The organism is Klebsiella sp. BIGb0138, assembly GCF_004342285.1.
In the GTDB taxonomy this organism is placed as follows: domain Bacteria; phylum Pseudomonadota; class Gammaproteobacteria; order Enterobacterales; family Enterobacteriaceae; genus Klebsiella.
The window spans coordinates 162,624-180,322 of record NZ_SMCV01000011.1 but is presented as its reverse complement, the minus strand read 5'-3'; the positions used below and the strand labels follow the sequence as shown (position 1 = coordinate 180,322).

Sequence of the window (17,699 nt, the reverse complement as noted above, 5' to 3'; positions counted from 1 at the left end):
AATCTTCCAGACAGGGCGAAAAGGATCGACAATGCTGAGGGCGCGGGGGAAATAACATGACAAATGACTGGCTGGAACTGCGGCAGCATGCCGATTCGGGAATTGAAACCATCAAAGCGCACTTTGAGGGGCACGCATACGATCCGCATTGGCACGATAGCTACCTGGTGGGGATCACCCTCTCCGGCACGCAGCAGTTTTCCTGCCGTCGCCAGCGCCATCGCAGTCGTCCCGGCGATGCATTCCTGCTTGAACCTGGGGAAATTCACGACGGCGACGCGCCCATCGCCGGGGGGTTTACCTATCTGACCTTTTATCTCGATGAGCAGTGGCTGACAAATACGCTACAGGGGCTGTATGAATCGCTCCCCGGGCGCTATTCGCTGCATTTTGGCCAGACCCTAACCCGCGAACCGCAGCTGGTTCGGGCGATCGGTGAGACGTTCACCACGCTGCACGACGATGAAATGCGCATCGTGCAGCAAAGTTGTATGGATAATTTACTGGCCCAGCTCACCGCGCACTGTCAGTGGCGCAAAAAACGGCCTTCGCATATTCAGAGCGCGGCGGTTGCCCACCGGGCGCGAGACTATATGTATGCCCATATCGGCGAAAATATGGGGTTGTCCGATTTGGCGCGGGAAACGGGGACCGATCGTTTTACCCTGACGCGCTGCTTTAAACGCGAGTTTCATCTTGCGCCCCATGCCTGGCTCATTCAGCTGCGGCTGGCGAAAGCGCGGCAGCTGCTGGCCCGCGGGCAACTGCCGGTGGATGTCGCCGCCACGCTGGGCTTTGCCGATCAAAGCCATCTGGGACGCTGGTTTCTGCGCTGTTATCGGCTGACGCCGGCGCACTACCGTCGGCTGTGCACAAACCTTCCAGAAATTTCCAGAAAATAGCCGCACAGTAGGGGCTTGCGTAATAAAAGGAGCCTGCTGTGGATCTGTTGCCCTATCTGCTATTTGCCTTCGTCGCCTCGATTACCCCCGGGCCGACGAATATTTTGATTCTGACGAACAGCCAGCGCTATGGCGTGAGGGCGACGCTTGCCGCCGTCGTCGGCGCCTGCGTCGCCGCCAGTACGATCGTGATGATTTCGGGGGCCGGCGCCGGAGAGCTGTTGCATCAGCATCCGCTGGTTCGCCAGCTGATGAGCTGGAGTGGCACGCTGTGGCTGAGCTGGTTGAGCTGGCAGTTGTTTAGCGCGCCGCCGCCGGACCTGCAGGCGCAGACGGCAGGACGTTTTACCGCCCGCGCAGCGGCGCTTTTACAGGTGGTGAATCCGAAAACGTGGATGATGGCGCTGGCGGTCGTCGGTCTGTTTGCGCCGCAAAGCGAGCACGCGCTACGTGATATCACCCTGATGGCGCTGTGTTTTTTGTTGATTTCACTCCTGTGCCTGGCGGCCTGGGCGTGGCTCGGACAGATATCGAACCGGGTGTTTCGCACCCCTGCGGCGATGGTGGGTTTTCAACGCACGATGGCGCTATTGTTGCTGGTTTCGGCATGGGCAGGGATGCTGACATAGCCTCGCGTCAGACTCAAACGCCGTTTGCTGAGCGAATTGCGCTGCGCTCGCCATCAAAATGTCATCGTCGCTGGACAGAATGGCAGAATGTTTTTTAACCCGCGGCTACACTCAATCTGAGCACAGGCCGCTGAGGTGGGGTTAATATGAATCCGTTCACCATGCTGTTCATCGCACTGCTATCGCTCGATGCCGCCAGAGAATTATTGGGCGCCTCGTCGGTACTGGGGCTGTGGTGAGAGACGTGGCCGCTAAAGGCCACGTGATAAGTCGCTATTTCAGGCGCTTGTGCAGGCAAGCGCCGGTGAGCAGTGCTGCGATTAACAGCAGGGCGATAAATCCGCCGACGCCGTTCCAGCCATAGTTATGCCAGAAAACCCCGCCCAACGTCCCGGCAATACTTGAACCCAGATAGTAGCTAAACAGGTACAACGATGACGCCTGGCCGCGGGCGCGGCGGGCGCGTGGGCCGATCCAGCTGCTGGCCACCGAATGGGCGGCAAAGAAGCCGGCGGAGAACAGCAGCATGCCGATAAAGATCGACCACAGCGAGGAGAACAGGGTTAACATCAAACCGGCCAGCATCACCGCGGTAAACAGTAACATCACCGGCCCGCGGCCATAGCGCGCCGTCATGGCGCCGGCTTTTGGCGAGCTCCAGGTGCCGGTGAGGTAGGCCACGGACAGCAGGCCAACCACCGCCTGATTCAACGACCACGGCGACATCATCAGCCGATAGCCGATGTAGTTAAACAGGGTCACGAAGGAACCCATCAGCAGAAACCCTTCGACAAACAGCAGCGGCAGGCCGCGGTCGCGCCAGTGCAGACGGAAGTTAATCATCAAGGACTTTGGCCGTAGCGACGTTGGGCGGAAGTGGCGTGATTCCGGCAGGATCCGCCAGAACATAATCGCCGACGCGAGGGCAAAACAGCTGATGACCGCCAGCGCCACGCGCCAGCCGAAGAAATCGGTGAATACCCCGGTCAGCAGGCGGCCGCTCATTCCGCCAATGGAGTTACCGCTGATATACAGCCCCATCGAGAAGGCAACGACGCTGGGATGGATCTCTTCGCTCAGATAGGTCATGCCGACCGCCGCCACGCCGCTTAACGACAGGCCAATCAGCGCCCGCATAATCAAAATACCGTGCCAGCTGGACATCATCGTGGAGAGCAGGGAACAGCATGACGCCAGCACCAGCGCGGTCACCATCACCTGTTTGCGGCCGATGGCATCAGACAGGGGGCCGGTAAACAGCAGGCCGACGGCGAGCATGGCGGTGGAGATCGATAGCGAGATACTGCTGGCGGCGGGCGTCACGCCAAATTCGCTCGACAGCACCGGCAGAATGGGCTGGACGCAATAGAGCAGGGCAAAGGTTGCCAGACCGGCAGAGAACAGGGCCAGAGTGACCCGTATAAACTGTGTAGTACCGCGTTTGATAAACTGATTTGGCTGGGATACGACATTGTCGCTGACCTCGCTTGCCGGCACGGTGTCAACGGTAGTTGTACGACTCACGGAAAATCCTTGCTGAAAATACAGGGTTAGATGAATTACAGATCACATTTTAAGGGTATGAAAATGTAAATATTCTGTCTAATATATTAATAATCTCAAATAAGACGTTTTAGATATGAATATCGAGCTGCGTCATCTGCGTTATTTCATAGCCGTCGCCGAAGAGCTGCATTTTGGCCGGGCAGCGGCGCGGCTGAATATTTCACAGCCACCGTTAAGTCAACAGATTCAGATACTTGAGCAACAGATCGGCGCCCGTCTGTTCGCCAGAACCAACCGCAGCGTCAGCCTGACGGCGGCAGGCAGGCAGTTCCTTGCCGACAGCCGACAGATCCTTACCCAGGTGGAGGATGCCGCCGCGCGCGCCGGGCGGTTGCATCACGGTGAAACCGGAGAATTACATATTGGCTTCACCTCCTCGGCGCCGTTTATCAAGGCTGTTTCCGATACGCTGTCGACCTTTCGCCGGCGCTATCCGGATGTGCATATTCAAACCCGTGAGACCAACACCCGCGAGCAGATTGTGCCGCTGAATGAAGGGGCGCTCGATCTTGGCCTGATGCGCAATACCCAACTGCCGGAGACGCTGGTCTGGGAGCGTGTTCTGCGTGAACCGCTGCTGGCGATGGTCCCGAGCGATCACCCGCTGGCGCGCCAGCAGGCGGTGAGTCTGCTTGAGCTGGCGCGCGAGCCGTTCGTCTTTTTTGACCCGCACGTCGGGACCGGGCTATACGACGATATTCTGGGGTTGATGCGCCGCTACGGCCTGACGCCGATGATTGCTCAGGAGGTGGGAGAGGCGATGACGATTATCGGGCTGGTGGCTTCCGGCCTCGGCGTGTCGATATTACCCGCGTCGTTTAAGCGAGTGCAGCTTAATGAAATGCGCTGGCTCCCTATTATGCAACAGGATGCGGTATCGGAAATGTGGCTGGTGTGGTCGAAGCACCATGAACAGGGGCTGGCGGCGCAGCGTTTCCGTGAATACCTTCTTGCCGCCGCGGCGGTGAATAATTCAGACTAAAAGCGTTTAAAAATGTGCAGTAAATCACAAGGCTAAGTAAAAATTTGACGAGTGGCAGCGAAGTGCTTCACCATAGCTAAAAGTTTATTTCGAAGCGCGAAAATAAAGGGAGTCAATGGTGGTAGCGGACAGTCAGCCAGGCCATATCGATCAAATAAAGCAGACCAACGCAGGAGCGGTATATCGCCTGATTGATCAGCTTGGCCCGGTGTCGCGTATCGACCTCTCCCGTTTTGCGCAACTGGCCCCGGCCAGTATCACCAAGATTGTGCGTGAAATGCTGGAAGCGCATCTGGTTCAGGAAACGGAAATTCAGGAGCCCGGCAGCCGCGGGCGCCCGGCCGTTGGCCTGATGGTGGAAACCGAAGCCTGGCATTATCTCTCGGTGCGGATTAGCCGCGGCGAAATCCATCTCGCGCTGCGTGATTTAAGCAGTAAGCTGGTGGTCGAAGAGCAGCTCGAGCTGGCGCTCCAGCATGAACAGCCTTTCTTGAGCCGGGTCGTGGACCATATCGATCGCTTTTTTATTCGCCATCAAAAGAAACTGGAACGCCTGACCGCCATTGCCGTGACGATGCCGGGCATTATTGATACCGAAAATGGCGTCATCCACCGGATGCCATTTTATGATGAGGTCATCGATCTGCCGCTCGGCGAGGTGTTAGCGAACCATACCGGGGTCTCGGTTTACATTCAGCATGATATCAGCGCCTGGACCATGGCTGAATCGCTATTTGGCGCCTCGAGAGGGGCGCGGGATGTCATTCAGGTGGTGATTGACCATAACGTCGGCGCCGGGGTGATCACCGATGGCCGCCTGCTGCATGCGGGCAGCAGCAGCCTGGTGGAGATTGGGCATACTCAGGTCGACCCCTATGGTAAACGCTGCTATTGCGGCAACCACGGCTGCCTTGAGACCATCGCCAGCGTCGAAAGCGTACTGGAGCTGGCGCAGGTGCGGATGACCAAATCAATGAGTTCGATGCTGCACCAGCAGCCGCTGAGCGTGGAGTGGCTGTGCCAGGCGGCGCTGCAGGGCGATTTGCTGGCGCGGGACATCATCAGCGGAGTGGGTCAGCATGTCGGGCGGATTCTGGCGATCATGGTGAACCTGTTCAATCCGCAAAAAATCCTCATCGGTTCCCCCTTCAGCCTGGCGGCGGATATCCTGTTTCCGGCTATTTCAGATTGCATTCGGCAACAGTCGCTCCCGGCCTACAGTCGCCATATCAGCGTTGAAAGCACCCAGTTCTCGAACCGGGGAACGATGGCCGGCGCGGCGCTGGTCAAAGATGCCCTCTATAACGGATCGCTGCTCATCCGACTGTTACAGGGTTAACATTTTTTCATAGTCACACCAAAAATTGCGCTATCTCAAGCTGGTCCCCGGCGCCATCGCGTAGACTTTTCCCACAGTTTATTTCTTCTCTTCTGTATATCTCATCAACATAACTGTGGGGTTAGTGATGTTTAAGCGTTTCTTTATAACAGGTACTGACACTGCTGTCGGGAAGACAGTGGTTTCTCGTGCGCTGTTGCAGGCACTGGCTGCCGGCGGCAAAAGCGTAGCGGGATACAAGCCTGTGGCGAAGGGCAGCAAAGAGACGCCGGACGGATTGCGTAACAAAGATGCGCTGATTTTACAAAGCGTGTCGACGCTGGCGTTACCGTATGATGCTGTCAATCCCATAGCGTTAAGCGAAGATGAAAGCAGCGTGGCGCACAGCTGTCCGATCAACTACGGCCTGCTGACCGATGGTCTGCAGCGCCTGAGCGCTCAGGTTGATCATGTGGTGGTTGAGGGGACCGGCGGATGGCGGAGTTTAATGAACGATCTGCGCCCGCTGTCCGAATGGGTCGTCCAGGAACAGCTACCGGTCCTGATGGTCGTGGGGATTCAGGAGGGCTGTATCAACCATGCGCTGCTGACCGCCCAGGCTATTGCCAACGATGGTCTGCCGCTGATTGGCTGGGTAGCAAACCGGATTAACCCGGGGCTGGCCCACTACGCTGAAATTATCGAGGTGCTGAGTAAAAAGCTGCCCGGGCCGCTGATCGGCGAGCTTCCCTATCTCCCGCGCGCTGAACAACGTGAGCTGAGCCAGTATATTGACTTAGCGCTGCTCGGCGAGGTAATGGCGGTAGATCGAGTCCTCGCGTAACGTCCGGAAAAGCGCCGACGCCACGACGCTGGCAATCAGGACGCCGGGCAGTCCTTCATACTGCCCGGTCATGTCACCAATTCTCCATATCGACATCCGCGGCGCGTGGGCCGTCGCCGCCAGCACAATCATCGCTCCCTCACGGCCCGCTGCGCTGCCGGCGCATGCGCGAAAGCTATCAATGTGTTTTGCCCGTAAAATCGGCCCGGTTAAGGTCAGAACAAGGATAAGAAAGGTGACGGCGCCAGCTTTTAGCCGCCATGCCGGAAGCTCCGGCATGGCGCCGCGGTTAGCGATAAAGCGGTTTTTCAGCCACCGCCACGGGCAGCTGGCTTTGCCAGTGGCTAAGCGTAGCCTGCGCCAGCTGCCCAAGACTCTGATAAAACGGATGTCCGGCCTCTGCGACAAACACCTGCAGGAAGCGGCCGGACCACGGCAGCAGGTGCCAGGCCAGGAGCTGAGAAAAGGCTTCGTCCTGCCCGGACTCGCACAGCCAGGCGGCCAGCAGCAGGAGCGTGCCAAAATGGTCTTCCGGCTCGGGACTTTGCGTCGCGTGGGCAATCCCGTTGGCCCGCATCCACTCGCGCAAGGCCAGCGTTGAGTCGCCGAACAGCACGTTCTCTTTATCCAGCCACACGGATCCCCACGGCGGCGCCGGGAGCGCCCACGGCCCGATAAACAGACGTTGCCACGCCTGGGGCAACGTTTCCTCGCTCTCTGCGGCGAACCCGGCGACCCCAGTGCCGGCGAGCGGATAAGGCCATTGCGCCTGCCAGCTACCGTCCTGCAGGGCATCTACCAGCGCGGCGGCCTGTTCACCGTGCGGCGCAAATGAAAACAGGGCCCCCAGCGTGCGGGCACTTAATGCGACGGCGTCGCGTTCTTGTGGTTGCATCATCTCTCTCTTTCTTACGGCGGCGCGGGGTTAACCACGCCTGAATATTTGCCAGCAATTAGCCAACCGACGGTCATGTCCCGGGCCTGAACCAGGCCGATGGCAGGTGGCGTGAGCGATCGCTACGGCCCATGGTCTTAGGCTTCTGCTTTGGCGATTTCGACCAGGTTAGTATGCTGCGGATTACCTTTCGCCAGCGGGGACGGGCGATGGGTGGTCAGGGTATTAATACAGGCGCCATGATCGATGCGATCGCCAGCCATACTGGCGTCATGCCACGCGCCCTGGCCCATGGCCGCCACGCCGGGCATGATCCGCGGGGTGACTTTCGCGGCAATGCGCAGCTCGCCGCGCGCATTAAAGACGCGCACCATGTCGCCATTCTTAATCCCGCGTTTTTCAGCATCCACCGGATTGAGCCACACTTCCTGGCGGCAGGCGGCCTGCAGCACCTCGACATTACCGTAGCTGGAGTGGGTACGGGCTTTGTAGTGAAAGCCGAAAAGCTGCAGCGGAAACCGGCTGCGCAAGGGGTCGTCCCAGCCTTCGAAGGTGGAGGCGTAAACCGGCAGCGGGCTGATAGTCTCATCGTTTTGCAACTGCCAGCGGGCGGCAATATCTGCCAATTGGCTGGAGTAAATTTCAATCTTACCGGAGGGCGTTTTTAACGGGTGGGCCACCGGGTCTGCGCGAAAATCGCGGTAGGCGACGAAATGACCGGCGGGATCTTTCCGTTTATAAATGCCCATTTCTTTCAGTTCCTCGTAGCCCGGCAGCGCCGGGTCTTTGGCCACCATTTTCGCATACAGATGCTGGAGCCACTGCGCCTGGGTGCGCCCTTCGGTAAACCGCTGATAGACGTCCTCGCCGAGGCGCTTCGCCACTTCGCTGAGGATCCAGTAGATCGGTTTGCGCTCGAATTTCGCCGAGGTGGCAGGCTGGATAAAGATCAGGTAGCCCATATTTCCGGCATAGTCGTTAGGAATGATGTCTTCCTGCTCCACGGTCATCAGATCCGGGAGCAGGATGTCGGCATACTTCGCCGATGAGGTCATAAAGTTTTCAATCACCACGATCGTCTCGCATTTCGTCTCATCCTGGAGAATGTCGTGGGTTTTGTTGATATCGGAATGCTGATTGATGATCGTGTTTCCGGCGTAGTTCCACAGGAATTTTATCGGTACATCCAGTTGCTCTTTGCCCCTGACGCCGTCGCGGGTGGCGGTCATTTCTGCGCCGCGCGCAATGGCTTCGGTCCAGCTAAAGCAGGAGATGGCGGTTTTTACCGGGTTGCTCAGCACCGGCAGCCGCTCGATAGTGAGGGTATAAGTGGATTCGCGGGCGCCGCTGTTGCCGCCGTTGATGCCGACGTTACCGGTCAGAATCGGCAGCATGGCGATGGCGCGGGCGGCAAGTTCGCCGTTGGCCTGGCGCTGCGGCCCCCAGCCCTGGCAAATATAGGCCGGGCGGGTGGTACCGATTTCCCGCGCCAGCTTAATAATGCGATCGGCCGGAATGCCGGTAATGCGTGACGCCCACTGCGGCGTTTTGGCGGTGCCGTCCTCGCCGTCGCCAAGGATGTAAGCTTTATAATGACCGTTGGGCGGCGCGCCGGCCGGGAGGGTTTTTTGATCATAGCCGACGCAGTATTTATCGAGGAACGGCTGGTCGACGAGGTTTTCATGAATCAGTACCCAGGCGATTCCGGCCACCAGCGCGGCATCGGTGCCCGGACGAATGGGGATCCACTCATCTTCCCGCCCGGCGGCGGTGTCGGTATAGCGTGGGTCGATGACGATCATTCGCGCGTTGGAGCGTTCACGCGCCTGCTCCAGATACCAGGTAATGCCGCCGCCGCTCATGCGGGTTTCCGCCGGGTTGTTGCCGAACATCACCACCAGTTTGCTGTTTTCAATATCGGAGGTGCTGTTGCCGTCGTTACTGCCGTAGGTGTAAGGCATGGCGCAGGCGATCTGCGCGGTACTGTAGGTGCCGTACTGGTTCAACGACCCGCCGTAGCAGTTCATCAGACGGGTAACCGGCGACGCCGAAGGCGAGGAGCGGGTCATATTGCCGCCGACGATCCCGGATGAATAGTTAATGTAAACCGCTTCGTTGCCGTACTCTTTGACCACGCTTTGCAGTTTAGCGGCGATAGTGTCCAGCGCTTCATCCCAGCTGATGCGTTCAAATTTGCCTTCACCGCGTTTGCCGACGCGCTTCATCGGGTAGTTCAGGCGATCGGGATGGTTGATCCGCCGGCGGATGGAGCGGCCGCGCAGGCAGGCGCGTACCTGATGATCGCCGTAGTTATCCTGCCCGGTGTTATCAGTCTCTACCCACACCACTTCATCATCACGAACGTGCAGCCGCAGCGCGCAGCGGCTGCCGCAGTTTACCGAACAGGCGCCCCAGACTACCCGTTCTTCTCCCCGGGCGGCCTGTTGCACGGCGGCGGCGGCGGAGCGCAAGCTGAACGGGAGCGTGAGTCCCCCGGCAGCAAGCGCCAGCGACCCTATTGCCGACGATTTGAGTAGCGTGCGTCGACTGACGCCGCCAGGATGTTCCTGATTAGACATTGCTCACCCCATCGTTGTTATTGTGATGAAAAGCGCCGGTATCATTTTCCGGAACTATGGGTGAACCATCATACTCAGATAGGGGTAGGTGGATATTATCCCCGGTCAACTCAGGGATAATATCCTGCGCAGGAAACGTGCGAGGGTTATTGGGCGTCGTTGTCAGAACCGGCGGTGCGGGTATAGATAATTTTGAAGGTATCGTTGGCGCAGTGACCCACGACCTGGGCGCCGGGCTGATCGGGTTGATCGTTGGGTACAATGGCTAAACTAAAGCCTGAGGTCGGGACGCCGTTGTTGACGATCTTCTGCTGAATATCGTTTTTCACGCGCTCGCACGAATCCGGTGCCGCCAGCGCAGAAGTTGAACCCAGTAGCAAAGCCGCGCAGAGCCAGGGGGAGAGTTTCATCATAGACTCCTTATCGATGTCATCCAAGTTTAAGCATAGCAGAACTGGTGTAAACAATTGTATTTGCTAATATGATTGCAGGACGCATAAAAGGAATCGGCTGTGAAAAAACGGTTTTTGCTGATATCGGCGGTGCTGGCGCTCAGCGCCTGTGACGAGCAGGCGTTGCCGGAAGCATTTACGCCGGAAATGGCGAGTTTTTCCAACGAATTCGAGTTCGACCCGCTGCGCGGCCCGGTGAAGGATTTCAGCCAGACCTTGTTCGACGAACATGATGAAGTGGTGAAACGCGTAAGCGCTCGGCTCTCCAGCGAGGGTTGTTTCGATCTGCTGGATTTTGAGGATCGGGAAAATAACAGCGGCGCCACGCTGATGCTGGATGCTAACTACTATCTTGACGCCCGGACCCACGAGAAGCGTCTGCGCCTGCAGGGAAAATGTCAGCTCGCTGAACTGCCGTCGGCGGGCGTCACCTGGGAAACGGACGATAACGGGTTTGTGATCGCCGCGCGGGGTAAAGAGAGTACCGCCAGCTACCGCTATGATCGTGAAGGCTACCCATTGGGCAAAACCACCGTGGCGAAAAATGCGCGTTTTACGGTGGTTTCCACGCCAGCGGCGGATCCGCGGAAAAAGCTGGACTATACGGCGGTCAGCACCTTCAACGATCGCCCGCTGGGGAGCGTCCGCCAGACCTGTGACTACGATAGTCACGATAACCCGGTGAACTGCGAACTTCAGGTTGTCGATGAAAGCGTGCAGCCGCCGTTAACCCGCCGCTACACCATCAAAAACAGTATCGAATACTACTGAGCCGTAGGCTTGAGCAATGTCGCACCGTGCGTGCGGTGTTCAGTAATATATTGATGCTGGAACAGACACATACGGATGGTATTGCGGTATTCGCCGTTGATGAAAAACTCATGGATCAGCTCGCCTTCTACCATAAATCCCAGCTTGCGGTAGATGTGGATCGCTTTTTCATTTTCGCTGTCGACGATGAGATACAGCTTGTACAGGTTGAGTACGGTAAACCCGTAGTCCATCGCCAGCTTAGCGGCGCGCGTCGCCAGGCCTTTGCCCTGGTAATCGGGTGAGATGATGATCTGAAACTCGGCGCGGCGATGAACGTGGTTAATTTCAACCAGTTCGACCAGCCCGGCTTTTTCACCATTGCATTCAACAACAAAGCGGCGTTCGCTCTGATCGTGAATGTGTTTATCGTAGAGGTCGGAAAGCTCGACGAAGGCTTCATAGGGCTCTTCAAACCAGTAGCGCATGACGCTGGCATTGTTATCGAGCTGGTGGACAAAGCGTAGGTCTTCGCGCTCCAGAGGGCGGAGTTTGATGGTATAGGCGTCAGTCATGGATATTCCTGTGGATCAAAGCGCAATGCGGCGCCCGTGGGCGCCGTAGGTGAACGACGGATTAGGGCGTAATCGCCCGGCCGGTGCGACGGTCGAGGCAGCGCAGGGTGTTGGGTTCCCAGTAAGCGTTAACGTTGGCGCTTTTCTGGCAGTTATCCCGGGCATCAAAAGCGACGTCGGCTTTGTCCCATTCCTTCTCGGTACGCGTGTTCACCTTATGGCGTAAAGAACGGGTGTCATTCCACTGTTCTTTTTCCATTGCCGCCTGCTGGCGGCTCTGCGCGCTATCGCCGGATTCAATCACCAGCGTGTCGGTTTTGGCGAAAGACGACGCGGTAAAGACCGCGGCGCTCAGCGCCAGCATGGCGGTCAGGCACCAGCGTGTGTTCAGTGTCATTTTCATCACGATTTCCTTTAAGTGATAAAAAGGGGTTAGCCCTTTGAGTCTGGTATAAGTTTACTCTATCTCTGGGGGATGGCATACCCGACAAAAGAGTATGAGAGTGGAGTGATTATCGCGTAAAATGGGCCAATAACCCGATCTCTTTACCTGTCTTTAATGTTTAAAACAACGCTGCTTTTCTTCGCGACCGCCATTTGTGAAATCCTCGGCTGCTATTTACCCTGGCTGTGGCTTAAACGCGGCGCCACGCCGCTGCTGCTGATTCCTGCCGGCCTGGCGCTGGCGATGTTCGTCTGGCTGCTGACACTGCATCCGGCGGCAAGCGGGCGCGTTTACGCCGCTTACGGCGGGGTATATGTCTGCACCGCGCTGCTGTGGTTACGCATCGTCGATGGCGTCAAACTCAGCCATTACGACTGGGCAGGGGCGCTGATTGCTCTGTGCGGGATGCTGATTATTGTTGCCGGCTGGGGACGCGCGTAAGGCGCGTTCTTCTGTGATCGTCCACGCTAATTTTAACCCTGATTCTTGTATGGTAGTCGGCTTATTGCCTTACTGTTTAACGCATATCGCCATTTACAGTAAGGAGCAATATGGCTATCCAGACTCTCGCCAGCCAGACTGGCGCCAAACCCACCCGCATCCGTCGGGTGCAAAATGTGACGCTGGCGCTGCTGTTTATCGCCGGTATTGTCAACTTCCTCGACCGTTCCTCGTTAAGCGTGGCAGGAGAGGCCATTCGCGGTGATTTGGGACTGAACGCGACCGAGTTCGGCGTGCTGCTGTCGGCCTTCTCACTCTCGTACGGCTTTGCGCAGCTACCTTCCGGTATGCTGCTGGACCGCTTTGGTCCTCGTATCGTCCTTGGCGGCGGGCTGATCTTCTGGTCGTTGATGCAGGCGCTGACCGGGATGGTGAACTCGTTCAGCCATTTTATTCTGTTGCGGATTGGTCTCGGGATCGGCGAAGCGCCGTTTATGCCCGCCGGCGTCAAATCGATCAATGACTGGTACGTACAAAAAGAGCGCGGCACCGCGGTGGGAATTTTTAACTCATCGACGGTATTAGGTCAGGCCATTGCGCCACCGGCGCTGGTGCTGATGCAGATCGCCTGGGGCTGGCGGACGATGTTCGTGGTCATTGGTCTGGCGGGTATTGTGGTGGGGCTGTGCTGGTACGTCTGGTATCGCAATCGCGCACAGTTCGATCTGCAGCAGGATGAACGCCTCTATCTCGCCGCGCCGGAGAAGGCGCGGCCGACGCTGAATTTTAGTCAGTGGCTGGGGCTGTTTAAACGGCGCACGACCTGGGGCATGATTCTGGGATTTTCCGGTGTCAACTACACCGGCTGGCTATATATTGCCTGGCTGCCGGGGTATCTGCAGGCGCAGCAGGGGCTAAGCCTTGGCAAAACCGGCTGGGTGGCGGCGATTCCGTTTCTGGCGGCGGCCGTTGGCATGTGGGCGAATGGGCTGGTCGTCGACGCGTTGGCCCGCCGGGGTTATGACCTCGCGAAGACGCGTAAAACGGCGATTGTCGTAGGGCTGGTGCTTTCCGCGCTGGGTACTCTGCTGGTGGTGCAGTCCTCATCGCCTGCACAGGCTGTCGCTTATATCTCGATGGCGCTGTTCTGCGTCCATTTTGCCGGCACGTCGGCATGGGGGCTGGTACAGGTGATGGTCAGCGAGAATAAAGTCGCTTCCGTCGCGGCTATCCAGAACTTCGGCAGTTTCGTATTCGCCTCTTTTGCCCCGGTGGTGACCGGCTGGGTGGTCGACACCACTCACTCATTTAATCTTGCGCTGGTCATTGCTGCCTGCGTCACTTTTACCGGGGCGCTTTGCTATTTCTTCATCGTAAAAGATCGCATTGACTAAGCGAAAAGGTGGCGTGCTGCGTCACCTCCCCTGGTGGGGATAATGTGATCGGCGGCATCTTTTTCAAAACTCATACTTGTATGGTAGTAGGGTTGATGTTTTAATTTTGCTCACTAACCGCAGAGATGTAAGGAAAAAAAAGATGAAGATCGTTGCCGCTGAAGTTTTCGTCACCTGCCCTGGACGTAACTTTGTCACGCTTAAAATCACCACCGACGAGGGGATTGTCGGGTTAGGGGATGCGACGCTTAACGGGCGTGAGCTCTCCGTGGCGTCATACCTGCAGGACCACCTCTGCCCGCAGCTGGTCGGCCGCGATGCGCATCGCATCGAAGATATCTGGCAGTTTTTCTACAAAGGGGCTTACTGGCGCCGCGGCCCGGTGACCATGTCAGCGATTTCCGCCGTCGATATGGCGCTGTGGGATATCAAAGCCAGGGCGGCGGGGATGCCGTTGTACCAGCTGTTGGGTGGCGCATCGCGCGAAGGCGTTATGGTCTACTGCCACACCACCGGCCACTCTATTGATGAAGTGCTGGATGATTACGCTCGTCACCAGGAGATGGGCTTCAAGGCGATTCGCGTTCAGTGCGGTATTCCGGGGATGAAGACCACTTACGGCATGGCGAAAGGCAAGGGGCAGGCCTATGAACCGGCAACCAAAGGGCTGTGGCCGGAAGAGCAATTGTGGTCGACGGAGAAGTACCTTGATTTCACCCCGCAGCTGTTTGCCGCCGTGCGCGAACGCTTTGGTTTTAACGAACATCTTTTACACGACATGCATCACCGTCTGACGCCAATTGAAGCGGCGCGTTTTGGTAAAAGCATCGAAGACTATCGTCTGTTCTGGATGGAAGATCCGACTCCCGCAGAGAACCAGGCGTGCTTCCGCCTGATTCGCCAGCATACCGTGACGCCGATTGCCGTTGGTGAAGTGTTTAACAGCATCTGGGATTGCAAGCAGTTGATTGAAGAACAGCTGATTGACTACATCCGTACCACCATTACCCATGCTGGCGGTATTACCGGCATGCGCCGCATTGCCGATTTTGCGTCGCTTTACCAGGTGCGTACCGGTTCTCATGGCCCGTCCGATCTGTCGCCGGTGTGCATGGCTGCGGCGCTGCACTTTGACCTGTGGGTACCAAACTTCGGCGTGCAGGAGTACATGGGGTATTCCGAACAGATGCTGGAAGTCTTCCCGCACAGCTGGACTTTTGATAACGGCTATATGCACCCGGGAGAAAAACCGGGACTGGGCATCGAGTTTGATGAAAAACTAGCGGCGAAATACCCCTACGAACCTGCCTGTCTGCCGGTGGCCCGTCTGGAAGACGGCACGTTGTGGAACTGGTGAGGAGGACAAAATGAAGAGTATCGTCATTCGTCAGCCCAATGAGCTGGTCGTCGAAGAGAGGGCGCTTCCCACGCCTGGGGCGGGAGAAGTCCGGGTTAAAGTGAAACTTGCGGGAATATGTGGTTCCGATAGCCATATCTATCGGGGGCATAATCCGTTTGCGAAGTATCCCCGCGTTATCGGCCATGAATTCTTCGGCGTGATCGACGCCGTCGGGGCCGGAGTGACGGACCGGGCGGTGGGCCAGAGGGTTAGCGTCGATCCGGTTATTAGCTGTGGTCACTGTTACCCTTGCTCTGTGGGCAAACCAAACGTCTGCACCTCGCTGGTGGTGCTCGGCGTCCATCGGGACGGCGGTTTTAGCGAGTACGCCGTGGTCCCCGCCAAAAATGCCTGGCAGGTTCCGGACAGCATCCCGGACCGGCATGCCGTGATGGTGGAGCCTTTTACCATCGCCGCCAACGTGACCGGGCAGGTAACGCCGACGCCTGAGGATATTGCTCTGGTGTATGGCGCCGGGCCGATGGGGTTAACCACCATCCAGGTGCTGAAAAGAGTCTATAACGTTCGCCAGGTGATCGTTGTCGATCGGATTGATGAACGTCTGCGGATGGCGGAAAGAAATGGCGCCGACTGGGTTATCAACAATGGCGAGTCCTCATTATCCGACGCCTTGCTGGATAAGGGCATCAGGCCCACGCTGATTATTGATGCCGCTTGCCACCCCGCTATTTTACAGGAGGCCATTACACTCGCTTCGCCGGCGGCCAGGATCGTCCTGATGGGATTCTCAACCGAGCCGTCACAGGTTGCTCAGCAGGGAATCACCGGTAAAGAGCTGGCAATATTTTCATCGCGGCTTAATGCTAATAAATTTCCTGTTGTGCTGACATGGCTGGAACAGAAATTAATTGACCCGGAAACATTAATTACCCACGAATTTGCGTATCAGAATGTTGTCGATGCCATCGAGTTATTTGAAAGCGACAGAAAGAGTTGTTGTAAGGTGTTATTAACCTTCTGACAATAAAGCATGAGCGACTCTATATCCTACAATTAGAGATAATAACGATGACTACAGTGAAAAATGAGAGAACAACTTCCGATCTCATACGCGCGGCCGTATCCGGTTGGTTAGGCACCGCGCTGGAGTTTATGGACTTTCAGCTTTATTCATTAGGTGCAGCGCTGGTCTTCCATGAAATATTTTTCCCCGAGCAGTCAGCGGCGATGGCGCTCATTTTAGCAATGGGTACCTATGGCGCGGGATATATTGCGCGCATAGTCGGAGCCTTTATTTTTGGGCGTATGGGCGACAGGATTGGGCGTAAAAAAGTGCTGTTTATTACCATTACGATGATGGGGATCTGTACCACGCTTATTGGGGTGTTGCCAACCTATGCGCAGGTCGGTATTTTTGCGCCGGTACTGCTGGTCACTCTGCGTATTATTCAGGGGTTAGGCGCTGGCGCTGAAATTTCAGGCGCGGGTACCATGCTGGCGGAGTATGCGCCAAAGGGACAGCGCGGCATTATCTCATCGCTGGTGGCGATGGGCACTAACTGCGGGACGTTGAGCGCAACGGCTATCTGGGCAGTGATGTTTTTCCTTCTCGATCGTGAACAGCTGGTGGCATGGGGATGGCGCGTTCCGTTCCTGGCCAGCGTAGTGGTGATGGTCTTCGCCATCTGGCTGCGTCTGAATCTGAAAGAGAGTCCGGTGTTTGAAAAAGTCAGTGAAGGCAGCGCGGTTCAACAGAAAATAGCTGCCGGGGAAAATACTTTCGGCGCGATGTTGAAAAGTAAATCTTCCTGGCCGGTTATCTGGTGCAAACGTTATTATTTGATAAAGCAATTCCCACCGATGCGTTAATGATTAGCTCTGTTATTGGGTTTATCACCATTCCTTTCCTGGGATGGCTATCAGACAAAGTGGGGCGGCGTTTGCCTTATATTATCGTCAATATCTCGGCGATTATCCTCGCTTATCCGATGATGGCGATTATTGTTGATAAGAGCTACAGCGCGAGCACGATTATGGCGTCATTGATTGTTATTCATAATGTGGCCGTTCTCGGACTGTTCGCACTTGAAAACATCACCATGGCGGAACTTTTCGGCTCGCGTAACCGTTTTACCCGTATGGCGATTTCAAAAGAGGCGGGTGGCTTAGTTGCCGTAGGCTTTGGTCCGGTACTGGCAGGGATCTTCTGTAATATCACCGGTTCATGGTGGCCAATTGTTGCCATGCTGGTTTGTTATTCCGTTATTGGCTTAGTTTCCGCTGTGCTTATGCCGGAAGTTCGGGACCGTGACCTGAGCCTGCTTAACGATGCCGCGGATTTAGAGACGCGCCAGAAGGAAATTAAATCCGGCCAGTATATCTGATTTATATTTATTACATTCGTCCCGGCCTCGCTCCCTGTATAAGAGATGCCAGTACAAGTTATGTTTTCTGTCAGGCACTATATTTATAGCCGTGCCGGGACTCTGATGCGCTATTTTTTATTTTCATGTGGGTGCACGACGCTTTTTTACTGGGGTTGTTGAGTGGTTGTTTTTTACTTAGAG

Annotated in this window: 17 protein-coding genes and 2 pseudogenes; 12 read left to right on the top strand and 7 right to left on the bottom strand. The window is 56.6% G+C overall.

Going from position 1 to position 17,699, the window contains the following annotated elements:
* Window positions 1-56: 56 nt before the first annotated feature.
* From EDF73_RS22010 to EDF73_RS27790, 3 genes are all read left to right on the top strand, one after another.
* Window positions 57-902 carry an AraC family transcriptional regulator gene (locus EDF73_RS22010; RefSeq protein WP_132731163.1) on the top strand — a complete coding sequence of 282 codons (846 nt, stop codon included), beginning with the start codon at window positions 57-59 and terminating at the stop codon, window positions 900-902.
* Window positions 903-940: 38 nt separating this feature from the next.
* Window positions 941-1,531: a LysE family translocator gene (locus EDF73_RS22005; RefSeq protein WP_132731162.1), complete on the top strand. Its 591-nt coding sequence runs from the start codon at window positions 941-943 to the stop codon at window positions 1,529-1,531.
* Window positions 1,532-1,677: 146 nt separating this feature from the next.
* On the top strand, window positions 1,678-1,770 hold the full coding sequence (locus EDF73_RS27790; RefSeq protein WP_243655249.1) for a KPN_01571 family protein: 93 nt from the start codon (window positions 1,678-1,680) through the stop codon (window positions 1,768-1,770).
* Window positions 1,771-1,804: 34 nt separating this feature from the next.
* Here the strand turns inward: EDF73_RS27790 and EDF73_RS22000 are convergent, their stop codons facing one another.
* A complete protein-coding gene (locus tag EDF73_RS22000; protein WP_132731161.1) occupies window positions 1,805-3,055 on the bottom strand; it encodes an MFS transporter in 1,251 nt (416 codons plus the stop codon).
* 115 nt (window positions 3,056-3,170) lie between these two features.
* Between EDF73_RS22000 and EDF73_RS21995 the strand changes: the two genes are divergently transcribed.
* The 3 genes from EDF73_RS21995 (at window position 3,171) to bioD (ending at window position 6,241) form a co-directional block, all read left to right on the top strand.
* Entirely contained in the window at window positions 3,171-4,079 is a 909-nt protein-coding gene (locus EDF73_RS21995; RefSeq protein ID WP_132731160.1) for a LysR family transcriptional regulator, read from the top strand.
* 118 nt (window positions 4,080-4,197) lie between these two features.
* On the top strand, window positions 4,198-5,418 hold the full coding sequence (gene mlc, locus EDF73_RS21990) for a sugar metabolism global transcriptional regulator Mlc (RefSeq protein WP_132731199.1): 1,221 nt from the start codon (window positions 4,198-4,200) through the stop codon (window positions 5,416-5,418).
* A 127-nt stretch (window positions 5,419-5,545) separates the two neighbouring features.
* A complete protein-coding gene (gene bioD, locus EDF73_RS21985; protein WP_132731159.1) occupies window positions 5,546-6,241 on the top strand; it encodes a dethiobiotin synthase in 696 nt (231 codons plus the stop codon).
* Here bioD and EDF73_RS21980 read toward each other — a convergent pair.
* From EDF73_RS21980 to EDF73_RS21965, 4 genes and pseudogenes are all read right to left on the bottom strand, one after another.
* A pseudogene (locus EDF73_RS21980) lies at window positions 6,194-6,364 on the bottom strand (voltage-gated ClC-type chloride channel ClcB); the annotation flags it as partial. The gene bioD and the pseudogene EDF73_RS21980 overlap by 48 nt on opposite strands.
* A 166-nt stretch (window positions 6,365-6,530) precedes the next feature.
* Window positions 6,531-7,139 (bottom strand): Tat proofreading chaperone DmsD, encoded by a 609-nt coding sequence (dmsD, locus tag EDF73_RS21975; protein WP_132731158.1) that lies wholly within the window; start codon window positions 7,137-7,139, stop codon window positions 6,531-6,533.
* Window positions 7,140-7,273: 134 nt separating this feature from the next.
* The gene (ynfE, locus tag EDF73_RS21970) at window positions 7,274-9,715 is read right to left on the bottom strand and encodes a selenate/tellurate reductase subunit YnfE (RefSeq protein ID WP_132731157.1); all 2,442 of its coding nucleotides are present in this window, start codon (window positions 9,713-9,715) and stop codon (window positions 7,274-7,276) included.
* Window positions 9,716-9,861: 146 nt separating this feature from the next.
* Window positions 9,862-10,125: a DUF1161 domain-containing protein gene (locus EDF73_RS21965; RefSeq protein WP_132731198.1), complete on the bottom strand. Its 264-nt coding sequence runs from the start codon at window positions 10,123-10,125 to the stop codon at window positions 9,862-9,864.
* Between the two features lie 102 nt (window positions 10,126-10,227).
* Here EDF73_RS21965 and EDF73_RS21960 point away from each other — a divergent pair, with 102 nt between their 5' ends.
* A complete protein-coding gene (locus EDF73_RS21960) occupies window positions 10,228-10,938 on the top strand; it encodes a YnfC family lipoprotein (RefSeq protein WP_132731156.1) in 711 nt (236 codons plus the stop codon).
* On the opposite strand, the gene speG is transcribed toward EDF73_RS21960, so the two are convergent.
* Entirely contained in the window at window positions 10,932-11,492 is a 561-nt protein-coding gene (gene speG, locus EDF73_RS21955) for a spermidine N1-acetyltransferase (RefSeq protein ID WP_132731155.1), read from the bottom strand. The two genes, EDF73_RS21960 and speG, sit on opposite strands and share 7 nt — an antisense overlap.
* 61 nt (window positions 11,493-11,553) lie before the next feature.
* The gene (locus EDF73_RS21950) at window positions 11,554-11,895 is read right to left on the bottom strand and encodes a DUF1283 family protein (protein ID WP_132731154.1); all 342 of its coding nucleotides are present in this window, start codon (window positions 11,893-11,895) and stop codon (window positions 11,554-11,556) included.
* A gap of 156 nt (window positions 11,896-12,051) precedes the next feature.
* On the opposite strand from EDF73_RS21950, the gene EDF73_RS21945 reads away from it, so the two are divergent.
* The 5 genes and pseudogenes from EDF73_RS21945 to EDF73_RS21925 all read left to right on the top strand — a co-directional run bounded on the left by EDF73_RS21945 (window position 12,052) and on the right by EDF73_RS21925 (window position 17,516).
* Window positions 12,052-12,378: a YnfA family protein gene (locus tag EDF73_RS21945; protein WP_132731153.1), complete on the top strand. Its 327-nt coding sequence runs from the start codon at window positions 12,052-12,054 to the stop codon at window positions 12,376-12,378.
* A 110-nt stretch (window positions 12,379-12,488) separates the two neighbouring features.
* Window positions 12,489-13,772, top strand: coding sequence for an MFS transporter (locus tag EDF73_RS21940; RefSeq protein ID WP_132731152.1), 1,284 nt, complete (start codon window positions 12,489-12,491; stop codon window positions 13,770-13,772).
* 142 nt (window positions 13,773-13,914) lie between these two features.
* Window positions 13,915-15,129: a starvation-sensing protein RspA gene (gene rspA / locus EDF73_RS21935; RefSeq protein ID WP_132731151.1), complete on the top strand. Its 1,215-nt coding sequence runs from the start codon at window positions 13,915-13,917 to the stop codon at window positions 15,127-15,129.
* Window positions 15,130-15,139: 10 nt separating this feature from the next.
* Window positions 15,140-16,153 carry a Zn-dependent oxidoreductase gene (locus EDF73_RS21930; RefSeq protein WP_132731150.1) on the top strand — a complete coding sequence of 338 codons (1,014 nt, stop codon included), beginning with the start codon at window positions 15,140-15,142 and terminating at the stop codon, window positions 16,151-16,153.
* 47 nt (window positions 16,154-16,200) lie between these two features.
* Window positions 16,201-17,516, top strand: a pseudogene (locus tag EDF73_RS21925) (MFS transporter).
* Window positions 17,517-17,699 lie beyond the last annotated feature (183 nt).

Coding starts and splice junctions, on each gene's coding strand:
- EDF73_RS22010 (WP_132731163.1), top strand. CDS start 57: ATGACAAATGACTGGCTGGAACTGCGGCAGCATGCCGATTCGGGAATT.
- EDF73_RS27790 (WP_243655249.1), top strand. CDS start 1,678: ATGAATCCGTTCACCATGCTGTTCATCGCACTGCTATCGCTCGATGCC.
- EDF73_RS21995 (WP_132731160.1), top strand. CDS start 3,171: ATGAATATCGAGCTGCGTCATCTGCGTTATTTCATAGCCGTCGCCGAA.
- bioD (WP_132731159.1), top strand. CDS start 5,546: ATGTTTAAGCGTTTCTTTATAACAGGTACTGACACTGCTGTCGGGAAG.
- dmsD (WP_132731158.1), bottom strand. CDS start 7,139: ATGATGCAACCACAAGAACGCGACGCCGTCGCATTAAGTGCCCGCACG.
- ynfE (WP_132731157.1), bottom strand. CDS start 9,715: ATGTCTAATCAGGAACATCCTGGCGGCGTCAGTCGACGCACGCTACTC.
- EDF73_RS21965 (WP_132731198.1), bottom strand. CDS start 10,125: ATGAAACTCTCCCCCTGGCTCTGCGCGGCTTTGCTACTGGGTTCAACT.
- speG (WP_132731155.1), bottom strand. CDS start 11,492: ATGACTGACGCCTATACCATCAAACTCCGCCCTCTGGAGCGCGAAGAC.
- EDF73_RS21950 (WP_132731154.1), bottom strand. CDS start 11,895: ATGAAAATGACACTGAACACACGCTGGTGCCTGACCGCCATGCTGGCG.
- EDF73_RS21945 (WP_132731153.1), top strand. CDS start 12,052: ATGTTTAAAACAACGCTGCTTTTCTTCGCGACCGCCATTTGTGAAATC.
- EDF73_RS21940 (WP_132731152.1), top strand. CDS start 12,489: ATGGCTATCCAGACTCTCGCCAGCCAGACTGGCGCCAAACCCACCCGC.
- rspA (WP_132731151.1), top strand. CDS start 13,915: ATGAAGATCGTTGCCGCTGAAGTTTTCGTCACCTGCCCTGGACGTAAC.
- EDF73_RS21930 (WP_132731150.1), top strand. CDS start 15,140: ATGAAGAGTATCGTCATTCGTCAGCCCAATGAGCTGGTCGTCGAAGAG.